The following is a 12,984-nucleotide window of genomic DNA, read 5'->3' on the forward strand; positions in this document are numbered from 1 at the left end:
CCCGAGGCGTTCGGCGCCGAGCCGCTGCTGCGCCTGGCCGGCGGCGAGACGGCCGCGGCGGCCCCCGGGTCGTCGGCGCTGGTACCGGTCGCACCCACCGCACCCGGTGACCGGCACGGCGCCGGGCTGGGCCTGCTCACCCTGACCACGGCGGCCGAGATCGCCGCGACGGGCACCCAGACCCGGGTGCTCGACGAGCTGACCGCCGCGGTCGACCAGCTGGCCCCGGCGTGCGTGATGCGGCTGGACTCGCGGCTCCGCGCGGCCGAGGAGTCGCTGCGCGAGGCCCAGACCGAGCTGCTCGAACGCGGCTCGCTCGTCGTCGACGGCGACGCGACCGGCAGCGGCTCCCCGTCGCGCGGGCTCGAGACGGCCGTCGCGAACCTGTCGGTCCTGCGCCACCAGACGCACGCCTGGATCGCGGGCTGGGAGCGGGTCGTCGCCGGGGCGGACCCGTCGGGCACGCCCGGCCTGGCGCTGCGCGACGCGCTCGGTGAGGTCGGCAAGCTCGGCTGGACCGGGTTCCCGGCCGCGGTGCACGGCGCCTACCAGGCACTCGTCCTGGACGCCCGGCGCATCCTGCTCACCGCGGCCGACCACCTGCTGCGCGCCCCGAACCGGCCGCTGACCGCGCTGCGGCCCCTGGTCGAGAGCGACCTCGCGGGCCGGGCCGCCGACGTCGCGCGGCTGCACCGGCTGCTGACCACGCTGTCGACGCTCCCGCAGACCGTGCGCAAGCGCTCCGGCGGGATGATGCCGAACCTGATCGCCGACCAGGCGGCGGCCAACGCACGCAGCCAGGCGCTGTTCACGCGGATGGCGAACGCGCTGCGCTCCCCGGTGTGGGACGGCCGGGTCGTCGTCGAGGTGCGGTCGCTCGACTCGGGCGAGCTGCAGGTGCTGCGCCCGGTCTGACCCCGGACACGTCACGGCCCTCCCGTCCGGCGCGGAGCCGGACGGGAGGGCCGTGGACGGGTGTCGCGGTGGGTCAGCGGGCGACGGCCTTGGCGCGCTTGCGCGCGTCCTTCGCCGACGCCTTGGCCTGCTTGGCGGCCTCGGCACCGGCCACCGACGCGCGGTCGGCCAGGTCCGAGCCCAGCTTCGCGGCCTGCGACTGGGCCTGGGTGACCAGGGTGGAGAAGCGGTCGGCGTACTCGGGGGCGCGCTTCTCCGCGCGGGCGGCGGCCTTGCGGGCCTGCTTCTCCCAGCGGACGCGGCGCTTCTCGGCCTCGCGCACCCACCGGTCACCGGTGCGCCCGGCGGCCTTGCGGTACCGGGCGCCCTTCTTGTCCACGACCTTCTCGAGCTGAGCACCGCGCTTCTCGGCCGCCTTCGCCAGCTTGGCGCCGCGCTTCTCGGCGGCCGCGGCCTGCTTCTGGGCGGCCTGCGAGGTGCGCTCGGCGGCGGCCGAGAGCTGCTCGGACCAGGTGGACGCCTTGTCCGAGGCGACCTCGGACAGGTGCGCGGCCTGCTCGGAGGCCTTGCCGCCCCACTCGGTGGCGCGCTCACGCACGACCGGGCCGTACTCCTCGACGGCCCCGGTCAGCTTCTCCCGGCTGCCCGCGGCGGCCGCGGCGATCGAGGTGCCCGCGCCGGCCAGTCCCGCGGCGAGCTGGGCACCGGTGTCGGAACCGGAGCCGGACAGCCGGGCCTGGGCCCGCTCGGCCGCTTGGCGCGTCCGGTAGGCGTGCGACGGCTTGCCGTGGGTGTCGGCGGCCGCGATGAGCAGCCCGCCGAGCAGGCCGACGTTCTTGAGGAAGTGGATCTGCTGGTCGGCGCGCTTCTGCTGGTCGGTCTCCTCCCAGAAGGGGTGCCCGGCCAGCGTGGTCGGGACGAGCGAGGCGGCCAGCGCGGTGGCCGACAGGCGGGGGAACTTGCCCAGCGCGAGCAGCGAGCCCGCCACGATCTTGACCCCGGCGTCGACCTTGATCAGCGTCTCGTTGTCCGGGCGACGGTCCAGCGGGGCGTTCTCCACGACCTTGTCGATGGCCGGGGCGGCCTGGTCGAGGACGGGCTGTGCGGCGGGAGTCAACGCGTCGGCGTTCCGCAGCTCGTTGATTCCGCCGTAGATGAACACGGCCGCGAGGGCGGGTCGGGCTACACGTCGCAAGACTGGCATGGGGCACCTTTCCCCGGCTCGTCCGTCCGCAAACCCGGGGTGGGTGTGGCGTCACCGCCGTGGGATGGCAATCATGCCCGGGTGACGAACGGACGGCGGGCCATCGGGCTCGACATCGGAGGAACGAAGGTCGCCGGAGCGATCGTGGGCGAGGATGGCACGGTCCACGCCGAGCTGCGGCGCAACACCCCGGACACGTCCGATGCGGACACGATGACCACCCTGTTGCGGGAGATGGTCGAGGAGCTGCGCGGCGACGCCGAGGGGGCGGACGTGTCCGCGATCGGCGTCGGTGCCGCGGGGACCGTGGAGTGGCCGGTCGGCCGGATCCGCTGGGCACCCAACAACAACTACGAGAACTGGGACGTCCGCGGCCTGCTGGAGTCCGCGTGCGGGCTGCCGGTGGTCGTCGACAACGACGGCAACGTCGCTGGTCTGGCCGAGGCCCGGCTCGGCGGGACCCGCAACGACCACATGGTGCTGCTGACCGTCGGCACCGGCGTCGGGGCGGGGATCGTGCTCGACGGGAAGATCTACCGCGGCCCGCACGGGCTCGGTGCCGAGGTCGGGCACATGAACGTCAACCCGGACGGCCCGCAGTGCGGCTGCGGCAACTACGGCTGCCTGGAGGCGGTCGCGTCGGGGACCGCGCTGACCCGGATGGGCCGCAGCGCCGCCCTGCACGACCCGCGGGGCATGATCGCGACCCTGGCCGCGGAGGCCGGGGGCGAGGTCACCGGCCAGCACGTGACGATGGCGGCGATGGCGGGCGACAGCACGGCGGCGTCGCTGTTCCAGCGGCTCGGGCGGTCGCTGGGGATCGGCATCGCCAGCATCAACGCGATCTTCGAGTTCGAGGTCGTGCTGATCGGCGGCGGCCTGGTCGACGCGGGCGAGCTCCTGCTCGAGCCGGCGCGCCGGGCGGCCCGGGAGTTCCACTACGGCCCGCCCGAGGTCCGCCCGATCCCGCCGGTGCTGCCCGCCACCTACAAGGGCGACGCCGGGAAGATCGGCGCGGGGCTGCTGGCGCTCGAGGAGACGTGATCTCGCTCCGCGACCGGTTCGGGACACGACTACGCTCGGACGGGTGACACTCCTGCTCGGACCGGTGCTGCGGCACGTCGACGAGACCAGCGCACTGGTCTGGGTGCAGACCTCCGACCCGTGCCGCGTCTCGGTACTCGGCTGCGACGCCGCGACCTTCGAGGTGGCCGGCCACCACTTCGCCCTGGTGCAGGTGACCGGGCTGACCCCGGGCACCCGCACCGCCTACGAGGTCCACCTCGACGGCGAGCAGGTCTGGCCGCTCCCGCACTCGCCGTTCCCGCCGAGCCTGATCGCGACGCGCGGCGCGGACACCGACGCACACCAGCGGATCGTCTTCGGTTCCTGCCGCTACGTGAAGCCGGCCGACCCGAAGCTGGCCCGGCAGTACGGCCTCGACGCGCTCGACGCCTACGCCGGCCGGATGGCCGGGCTGCCCCCGGAGACGTGGCCGACCACGCTGCTGCTGCTCGGCGACCAGGTCTACGCCGACGAGCTCACCCCACAGACCCGGCGGCGGATCGCCGGGCGGGGGGAGCGGCACCCGGACTGGCCCGACGACGAGATCGTCGGCTTCGACGAGTACTCGGGCCTCTACCGCGACACCTGGTCGGACCCCGAGGTGCGGTGGATGCTCTCCACCGTCCCCACCGCGATGATCTTCGACGACCACGACGTCCGCGACGACTGGAACACCTCCGGCGCCTGGCGCGAGCAGATCGCCCGCACGCCCTGGTGGTCCGAGCGCATCTGCTCCGGCCTGGCCTCCTACTGGGTCCACCAGCACCTGGGCAACCTGTCCCCCGGCGAGCTCGCCGCCGACCGGACCTGGCAGGAGGTGCAGGCCGCGGAGGGCGACGTCTGGCCGCTGCTGTCCGAGCGGGCCGCCCTGTGGGACCGCGAGACCGGCGACGGCGACGACACCCACAAGGACGAGCGGTTCTCCTTCTGCTGGGAGCTGGGCCGCACGCGGCTGATCGTCATCGACTCCCGCAACGGGCGGATCGTCGAGTCCACACCGCGCCGGATGGTGTCCGACGCCGAGTTCGACTGGATCTCGGCGAAGGCGCTCGCCCCCGGCGACATGGACCACCTCGTCCTGGGCACCTCGGTGCCCTGGCTGATGCCCCAGGTCATCTCCGACCTGGAGGCCGCGACCGAGAAGGGCGCAAACGGGTCCGGCCGGGTCGCCGCCGTCGCCGAGTGGGCCCGCCAGGAGGCCGACCTGGAGCACTGGCCCGCGTTCGGGCACTCCTTCGCCCGGCTCGCCGAGCTGATCCGCGAGGCGTGCCGCCCGCGCGCCGGGGACGCCCCGCCGGCCACGGTGTCGGTGCTGTCCGGCGACGTCCACCACTCCTACGCCGCGGTCGCCGACGTGCACACCCACACCCCCGGGGACCGGCCGGGCCGCGGTCCGGAGGGCACCCGGGTCCACCAGCTGACCTGCTCACCGGTGCACAACGTGGTCCCCGCGGTGATGCGGGTGATGTTCCGGATCACCTGGTCGCGTCTGCTGGGCAGGATGACGACCCGCTGGACCCGCCGGACCGGGACCGGCGGCGCGGGCGTGGCCTGGGAGCGGACGACCGGTCCGCTGTTCGGCAACCTCGTCGCGACCCTGGAGACCGACGGACGACGGGCGTCGTGCCGGTTCGAGCGGCCGCGCTCGGCCGCGGTGCTCGACACCGCGGCCGAGGTCGTGCTGACCCCGCAGGCCCCGCCCTTGGCGGCGCGGCAGCGGAGGGGGACCACCCCGGCGGTCTGACCGGGGCGGCGGCGACGGCCCGTCAGTACCCGGTACGGGCCAGCCAGCCCGTCCAGACCTCGGCGTCGCCGAGGACCTGGAGACGGTCGTCGTCGGCGGGGATGCGGCGGGTGACGCCCCGGAGCAGGTCGGCGGCGGTGCCTCGGACGGCGGCGTCGCCCTTGCCGTGCCCGTGCTCCCAGACCACGCGCCCGCCCGCGCCACGCACCATCCACTCCCCCGCCGCGTCCGGCACGTCGTCGGTGGAGTGCAGGTGCAGCGTGGCGCCGTCGGCGAGCGGTGGCTCGTCGGCGGCGGGGCGGGCGGCGAGCAGGCCCAGCCACTCCGAGACGCCGTCGGCGGCGACCTGCGGGTCGATCGGGAACGGAACCCCGAGTGCGACGGCGGCGTCGGCGCGGTGCACCGTCGCCTCGTGCAGCCGCCGCCGCACCCACCACGCCGAGGGCTGCGGACCGGTGAAGGTCCACACCGGCGCGGTCGGCCCGGCCGCGACGACGGCGTCGAGCAGCTCGGTCGCACCGTCGCGCAGCCACTGCGCCGCGACCTCCGGGCCGCCCTCTGGCGGCTTCCCGCCGGGCACCTCGCGGGGGTCGAGGGCCTCGGTGGCGCCGGTGGCGACCATCCGGGCCGCCCACCGGTGCCCGCGCCCGACGTGGCGGAGCAGCTGCAGCAGAGACCAGCCCGGACAGGTCGGGACCGGGGTGGCCGGATCGGCCGTCGTCAGGAGGGTGGCCAGCCGGTCGTTCTCCGCGAGGAGGACGGCGGCGTACGGGTCGACCGCGGTGCGGTCCGGTGTCGTGGTCATGAATTCGTACCCCCGGTCGCGGAACATGTGGGCGGGTTGCGGCGAGTCGTGCATGACGATCGCGGAGTTCGGGTAGGTAAGGATCATGCCGCCTCATCGCGACTGGACGCGACGGGGCGCGGGGCGGGCACTGCTGTACTGGCCGTTGACGGCCTTCTTGTTGGTGGCCGCATTCCCCGCGTACTCCGTGGTGCTGGTCATCGCCTCCGGGATCCTGCTGCCCACCCTCGGGCTCGTCGCCGGGCTGGCCGGGAAGCGCTGGCGGGCGCGCAAGCTCGCCCGGGCGCGTCGCGCGCTGTCCGACGTCGTGGACCCCCCTCTACCCGCCGACGACGACCTCGTCGCGCACGAGGACGAGCCCGACGCGATCGGCTCGGAGACGTCCTGGCCGACCGGCCGGCACGCCCGCCGGGTCCGCGAGCAGCCTGCTCCGGCCACCGGGGAGCCCGCGGCACGCGACGCGGCCTGATCCGCACGTACGGCCCCTGTGACGCTCGCCGAGTTCCTTGTACGTCCGATACTAGGATGTCAAACTAAACCGGCCGGGACACCGCCGTCCGCCCGGCGGGAGGAACGTCCCCGATGAGCACGGACACGAACGCACAGGCCGAGCTGCACGTCCCCACGCACCCGGTCCGTTTCGTGACCGCGGCCAGCCTGTTCGACGGGCACGACGCCGCCATCAACATCATGCGCCGGATCCTGCAGCGACAGGGCGCCGAGGTGATCCACCTCGGCCACAACCGCTCGGTCGACGAGGTCGTGACCGCCGCGATCCAGGAGGACGTGCAGGGCATCGCCATCTCGTCCTACCAGGGCGGGCACGTCGAGTACTTCTCCTACCTGGTCGAGCTGCTGCGCGAGCGCGGCGCCGGCCACATCAGGGTCTACGGCGGGGGCGGCGGCGTGATCGTCCCCGAGGAGATCGAGCTGCTGCACTCCCGCGGTGTCGCGCGCATCTTCTCCCCCGAGGACGGCCAGCACCTGGGCCTCCCCGGAATGATCAACATCATGATCCGGGAGTGCGACACCGACCTGACCGCCGAGGGCGCGTCGTCGGCGTCCGCGGTCGGCTCCGCCTTCGCAGACGGGGTGTTCTCCGGCGAGACCGCAACCCTCGCCCGCGCGCTCACGATGGCCGAGACCGGGACGCTGCCCGACGAGGTCCGCGAGCGCATCGCCGCCTCCGAGCGCCCGGTGCCGGTCCTCGGCATCACCGGCACCGGCGGCTCCGGCAAGTCCTCGTTGACCGACGAGCTGGTCCGCCGGTTCCGGCTCGACCAGGAGGACAAGCTCCGCATCGCGGTGCTCGCGGTGGACCCGACCCGACGCAAGGGCGGTGGCGCACTGCTCGGCGACCGCATCCGGATGAACGCGCTGTCCGGTGACCGGGTGTTCTTCCGCAGCCTCGCCACCCGCGGCAACGACGGCGGCTCGCTGCCCGAGCGGCTCGGCGACACCATCGCGGTGCTCCGCTCCGCCGGGTTCGACCTGGTGGTCGTCGAGACGCCCGGCATCGGCCAGGGCGACGCGGGCATCGTCCCGTTCGTCGACCACTCGCTGTACGTGATGACGCCGGAGTTCGGTGCCGCCTCCCAGCTCGAGAAGATCGACATGTTGGACTTCGCCGACGTCGTCGCGATCAACAAGTTCGAGCGCCGTGGCGCCGAGGACGCCCGCCGCGACGTCGGCCGCCAACTCGTCCGCAACCGCGAGGAGTTCGGCGCGACCTGGGAGGACATGCCGGTCTACGGCACCTCGGCCGCCACCTTCAACGACGACGGCGTCACCGCGCTCTACCAGCACCTGCGCGACCTGCTCGCCGAGGGCGGCCTGACCGTCGGCGAGGGACGTCTCCCCCGCGTCGACACCAAGACCTCCAGCGACTACGCGGCCGTCATCCCGCCGGAGCGGGTCCGCTACCTCGCCGACATCGCCGGTGCGGTGCGGGACTACCACGCCGACACCGAGACCCACGCCCGGGCGGTCCGCACCGCGCAGCACCTGCGCACCGCCGCCGAGCTGGTCGGCGGCGACGACCTCGACGAGGCGCTGCGCGCCGCGGAGAAGAAGGTCCCCGCCGAGTCCGCCGAGCTACTGGAGTCCTGGCCGTCGCGGGTCGAGGACTACTCCGGCGACGAGTACGTCTACACCGTGCGGGACAAGGAGTTCCGCACGAAGCTGACCCGCGAGACGCTGTCCGGCAACCCGGTGCGCCGGGTCGCGCTGCCGAAGTTCGACGACGACGCCGCGCTGCTGCGCTTCCTGCGCCGGGAGAACCTGCCCGGCTTCTACCCCTTCACCGCCGGGGTGTTCCCGTTCAAGCGGGAGGGTGAGGACCCGGCCCGCATGTTCGCCGGCGAGGGCGACCCGTTCCGCACCAACCGGCGGTTCAAGTACCTGTCGGAGAGCTCGGACGCCAAGCGGCTGTCCACGGCGTTCGACTCGGTCACCCTCTACGGCCACGACCCGGACACCCGCCCCGACATCTACGGCAAGGTCGGCACCTCGGGCGTCTCGATCGCGACCCTGGACGACCTCAAGGCCCTCTACGACGGCTTCGACCTGTGCTCGCCGACGACCTCCGTGTCGATGACGATCAACGGCCCGGCGCCGACGATCCTCGCCTACTTCCTCAACGCCGCGATCGACCAGCAGGTCGACCGGTTCCGCGACGAGCAGGGCCGCGAGCCCGACGGGGGTGAGCGCGAGGAGCTCGTCGCCTACGCGCTGGCGAACGTCCGGGGCACGGTGCAGGCCGACATCCTCAAGGAGGACCAGGGCCAGAACACCTGCATCTTCTCCACCGAGTTCTCGCTGCGGATGATGGCCGACATCCAGGAGTGGTTCATCGCGCACAAGGTGCGCAACTTCTACTCCGTCTCGATCTCCGGTTACCACATCGCCGAGGCCGGGGCGAACCCGATCAGCCAGCTCGCCTTCACCCTCGCGAACGGGTTCACCTTCGTCGAGAGCTACCTGGCGCGCGGTATGGACGTCGACGACTTCGCGCCGAACCTGTCGTTCTTCTTCTCCAACGGCATGGACGCCGAGTACACGGTGATCGGCCGGGTCGCCCGCCGCATCTGGGCGGTCGCGATGAAGGAGCGCTACGGGGCCAACGAGCGCTCCCAGAAGCTGAAGTACCACGTCCAGACCTCGGGACGGTCCCTGCACGCGCAGGAGATGAACTTCAACGACATCCGCACCACGCTGCAGGCGCTCTGCGCGCTCTACGACAACGCGAACTCCCTGCACACCAACGCCTACGACGAGGCGGTCACCACGCCCACGCAGGAGTCGGTGCGCCGCGCGATGGCCATCCAGATGATCATCAACAAGGAGTGGGGTCTGTCGCTGAACGAGAACCCGCTGCAGGGCTCGTTCGTCGTCGACGAGCTCACCGACCTGGTCGAGGAGGCCGTGCTGCGCGAGTTCGAGTCGATCGCCGAGCGCGGCGGCGTGCTGGGCGCGATGGAGACCGGCTACCAGCGCGGCCGGATCCAGGACGAGTCGATGCTTTACGAGCACCGCAAGCACACCGGTGAGCTGCCGATCGTCGGCGTCAACACCTTCCTCAAGCCGGCCGACCCGGACGAGGCGCACCAGGAGATCGAGCTGGCCCGCGCCACCGAGGCCGAGAAGCAGTCCCAGCTCGACCGGCTCGCGGACTTCCAGTCCCGGCATCGCACCGAGGCCGAGCAGGCGCTGCGGCGGCTGCAGGACGTCGCGACCGGTGACGGCAACGTGTTCGACGAGCTGATGCGGGCCGCGCGGGTGTGCTCGCTGGGTCAGCTGACGACGGCGTTCTTCGAGGTCGGCGGACAGTACCGGCGCAACATGTGACGGCGGGCGGGGCCGGTCCACCCGGCCCCGCCTCCCTCACCAGCGGCCGCGCCGGTTCGGGATCCGCGCGGCCGCCAGGCCGACCACCGCGAGCGCCACCGCCAGCACCCCGTAGGCGATCCCGGCGGCCACGCCCGGGTCCTCGGCGGCGGTGACGGCGGCGGTCAGCACCGACACCGCGGCGATGCCGCCCATCTGCCGGAACATGATGCGCAGCCCGGACACCGCAGCGACCTCGTCGGGCACCAGGTGCATACCGGCGTTGTTGGCGGCCGGCCCGGACAGGCCCGTGCCCAGGCCGAGCAGGGTGGAGCCGGCGAGCAGCCACACCGTGGGCCCGCCGAACAGGGGCGCGACCGCAGTGACCACCAGCCCGGCGACGACGGCGACCAGGCCCCCGAGCAGCAGCGGCCGGAAGCCCAGCCGGCGCAGCAGCGCGACCGCGGCCGCCGAGGTGACGATGGTGCCGATCGCGCGGCCGGTCAGCAGCGCCCCGGCGACGAACGCGGGCAGGTCGTAGCGGACCTGGGCGTAGAGCGGCAGGGTCGCCGAGAACCCGATCACCACGGCGCCGAAGACGACGTTGGTGACGTTCATGATGCCCAGACCGCGTCCGGCGAGCAGGTGGACGGGGACGACCGCGTCGGGCCGCCGCCGGGCGTGCCGGACGAACACCGCACCCGTCGTCAGCGCGACCACAGCGGCCAGGACGGTCCAGCCGGGCCCCGACCCCGGCGAGCCGAGCCGGGTGATGGTGAGCATCGTGGCCAGCAGGGTCACGACGAGCAGCGCGATCCCGACGGCGTCGATCCGCGCGGTCCGCCGGTGCGGAGGGTCGTCGACCAGGGCCAGCCCGACGGCGACGAGCAGGATCCCGATCGGCACGTTCACCAGGAAGATGCCGTGCCAGGTCCAGGTGGTGAGCACCAGCCCGCCGACCAGCGGTCCGAGGATCGCGCCGATCGGGAAGACGCTGGTGAACAGGGCGAGCGCCCGGTCCCGGTCACGTCCGAACTGGTGCGCGACGATCCCGTTGGCGGCCGGCAGCATCACGCCGCCGGCGAGGCCCTGCACCAGCCGGCAGGCGATGAGCACGCCGATCGAGGGGCTGAGCGCGCTCAGCCCGGACATCACCGTGAACACGGCGACCCCGGCCAGGAACATCCGCCGGCCGCCGAAGCGGTCGGACAGCCAGCCGCCCAGTGGCAACGCCAGGATCTGCCCGACGGCGGCGACGGTCACGACCCAGCCGGTCCAGGCCAGGTCGGCGCCGAGGTCGCCGCTGATCGTCGTCAGCGCGGTGGCGACCGACGTCCCGTCGAGGGAGAACATCAGCAGCGCCAGACCGACGACGGCGAAGACCGGCACGCGCCGGGGCAGCGGGTCCTCGCCGGGCGGCCCGGCGGAGCCGTCCCCGGCCGGGCGGTGGGTGTCGTGGGCGGCGTCGGTCACGTGGTGGGCACACCTGTCTTCCCGGAGGAACCGGACATGATGTGCTTACCACAAGCTAAACAGTCGGGCGGTGGCAACGCCCACCCACGTCAGCGGCGGGACCGGCTCCGGCGACGCCCGCGGTTCCACCCGCCGAGGATGCCGATGGCCTCGACGAACGACTCGGCGGCCTTGGAGAGCTTGCGACCGGCCTTCTTCATCGGGGGTCCTCCCGGGGTGCTGCTGGGGTGGTGGGGGCTTCTCCACCGTGGCAGACGGCGGAGCGTGCCGGACGGCGGGGGTGTGCTCCACACGGGTGACGAAACGGACACATGTCCTCCCGTTCCGAAGACGATTCCACCTGCCCGGAGCACCGTCTCCCGGCGTGTCGCACACCTGCGTACGCGGACGGAGCAGCGCGCCCCGCGTTCCGGAGCGTCACTCCTCCATGCGGAGGGACCTGCCTGTGTTCACCGCGCGTGATCGCCGGCGGGGCGGGATGCTGCTCGGACGGGTCTCGTCCCGGAGGGGGATCACCGATGTCACCGGACGTCATGCTGTGGGTCGTCGTCGCCGTCGTGGTACTGGTCGTGCTGGGCCTGGCCCTCGTGGTCGGGTCCCGGGTGCGCGGCCGCCGGAGGACCGCCGCCCTGCGCCGGCACTTCGGGCAGGAGTACGACCACGTCGTCGAGCAGTCCGGTGGGAAGGACCGCGGCGAGACCGAGCTGCGCCGTCGGCTGAGCCGGCGCCGGGAGCTGGACGTACGCGACCTCGACGCCGACGAGCGCGAGCGGTTCGCCGGGGACTTCGCGGGTGCGCAGAACGCCTTCGTCCGCACCCCGCGGGCCGGGCTGCGCGACACCGACCTCCTGCTGCAGCAGGTGATGCGCACCCGCGGCTACCCGGTCGAGCACTTCTCCGAGCGCGAGGAGATGATCTCGGTCGACCACCCCGACCTGGTCGGGCACTACCGTGCGGCACACGCCGTCGCCGTCGCCGAGGACGACGCCGACACGGAGTCGCTGCGCCGGGCGATGCTGGACCACGGCTACCTGTTCGACGAGCTGATCGGCGCCGGGCACCCGGAGAGCACGCAGCGGACGCTGCCGGCGTCGTGAGCGGGACGGCCGAGCTGCCGGGCGCGGCCGGACCGGAACGCACCGACGAGATCCCGTCCGGCCTGCCGGGCGCGGGTGACGTGGTGGGCGGGCGCTACGAGCTGCGCCACGTGCTCGGCCGGGGCGGGATGTCGACGGTGCACCTGGCCCACGACCGGGAGCTGGACCGCCCGGTCGCGGTCAAGCTGCTGCTGCGCGCGGGCGACCACGGCGACGTCGCCCGGCTGCGCGACGAGGCCCGCGCCGCCGCCGCGATCGACCACCCCGGCGTCGTCACCGTGCACGACACCGGCACGACCGGTCACACGGCCTGGGTCGTCATGTCCTACGTCGAGGGCGAGACCCTCGCGCGGCGCATCGGGCGGACCGGCCCGCTGGAGCCGCGGGAGGTGACCCGGATCGGGGCGGCCGTGTCCGAGGCGCTCGCCGCCGCGCACCGGGCCGGGGTGGTGCACCGCGACGTCACCCCCGGCAACATCATCCTGCGCCCGGACGGGACCGTCGTCGTGACCGACTTCGGCATCGCGCGCCTCGGCGACGGCGCCGGGCGCACCCGGACCGGTCATGTGATCGGCACCCCGCTCTACCTGGCCCCCGAGCAGGGCCGCGGCGCCGCGCACCTCGACGGCCGTGCGGATCTGTACGCGCTGGCCTGCTGCCTGTTCACCGCGCTCACCGGACGGCCGCCGTTCACCGACGCCGACCCGCTCGCGGTGGTCGTGGCGCACCTGCGGGAGACGCCGCCACGGCCGTCGTCGCTGCGCCCGGGCGTCCCACCCGCGCTGGAGGAGGTGCTCCTGCAGTCCCTGGCCAAGGACCCGGGCCGGCGCCCGCGCGACGCCGCGGCACTCGCCGC

The 12,984-nt window shown here is 73.6% G+C and carries 10 protein-coding genes; 7 read left to right on the forward strand and 3 right to left on the reverse strand.

Going from position 1 to position 12,984, the window contains the following annotated elements:
* Positions 1-915 (forward strand): hypothetical protein (locus GTW08_RS06490; protein ID WP_202416502.1); only part of this gene is annotated, 915 nt, incomplete at its 5' end.
* Between the two features lie 73 nt (positions 916-988).
* On the opposite strand, the gene GTW08_RS06495 is transcribed toward GTW08_RS06490, so the two are convergent.
* Positions 989-2,119: a DoxX family protein gene (locus tag GTW08_RS06495; RefSeq protein ID WP_083658038.1), complete on the reverse strand. Its 1,131-nt coding sequence runs from the start codon at positions 2,117-2,119 to the stop codon at positions 989-991.
* A gap of 81 nt (positions 2,120-2,200) precedes the next feature.
* Between GTW08_RS06495 and GTW08_RS06500 the strand changes: the two genes are divergently transcribed.
* Positions 2,201-3,163, forward strand: a complete 963-nt coding sequence (locus GTW08_RS06500) for an ROK family protein (protein WP_083658039.1) — start codon at positions 2,201-2,203, stop codon at positions 3,161-3,163.
* A 43-nt stretch (positions 3,164-3,206) separates the two neighbouring features.
* On the forward strand, positions 3,207-4,928 hold the full coding sequence (locus tag GTW08_RS06505) for an alkaline phosphatase D family protein (protein WP_073574034.1): 1,722 nt from the start codon (positions 3,207-3,209) through the stop codon (positions 4,926-4,928).
* A 22-nt stretch (positions 4,929-4,950) separates the two neighbouring features.
* Here GTW08_RS06505 and GTW08_RS06510 read toward each other — a convergent pair whose 3' ends face one another.
* Positions 4,951-5,820: a maleylpyruvate isomerase family mycothiol-dependent enzyme gene (locus GTW08_RS06510; RefSeq protein WP_237453597.1), complete on the reverse strand. Its 870-nt coding sequence runs from the start codon at positions 5,818-5,820 to the stop codon at positions 4,951-4,953.
* A 76-nt stretch (positions 5,821-5,896) separates the two neighbouring features.
* Here GTW08_RS06510 and GTW08_RS06515 point away from each other — a divergent pair, with 76 nt between their 5' ends.
* Entirely contained in the window at positions 5,897-6,202 is a 306-nt protein-coding gene (locus tag GTW08_RS06515; protein WP_073574035.1) for a hypothetical protein, read from the forward strand.
* A 113-nt stretch (positions 6,203-6,315) separates the two neighbouring features.
* Positions 6,316-9,579 (forward strand): fused isobutyryl-CoA mutase/GTPase IcmF, encoded by a 3,264-nt coding sequence (gene icmF, locus GTW08_RS06520; protein ID WP_073574036.1) that lies wholly within the window; start codon positions 6,316-6,318, stop codon positions 9,577-9,579.
* A 36-nt stretch (positions 9,580-9,615) separates the two neighbouring features.
* Here icmF and GTW08_RS06525 read toward each other — a convergent pair whose 3' ends face one another.
* Positions 9,616-11,031, reverse strand: coding sequence for an MFS transporter (locus GTW08_RS06525; protein ID WP_073574037.1), 1,416 nt, complete (start codon positions 11,029-11,031; stop codon positions 9,616-9,618).
* A gap of 518 nt (positions 11,032-11,549) precedes the next feature.
* Here GTW08_RS06525 and GTW08_RS06530 point away from each other — a divergent pair.
* Positions 11,550-12,128: a hypothetical protein gene (locus GTW08_RS06530; protein ID WP_073574038.1), complete on the forward strand. Its 579-nt coding sequence runs from the start codon at positions 11,550-11,552 to the stop codon at positions 12,126-12,128.
* A partial coding sequence (locus GTW08_RS06535; protein WP_161151575.1) for a protein kinase domain-containing protein occupies positions 12,125-12,984 on the forward strand: 860 nt, incomplete at its 3' end. The genes GTW08_RS06530 and GTW08_RS06535, both read left to right, overlap by 4 nt.

Origin of the sequence: Pseudonocardia sp. SID8383 (assembly GCF_009864975.1) — a bacterium.
Classification (GTDB): Bacteria; Actinomycetota; Actinomycetes; order Mycobacteriales; family Pseudonocardiaceae; genus Pseudonocardia; species Pseudonocardia alni.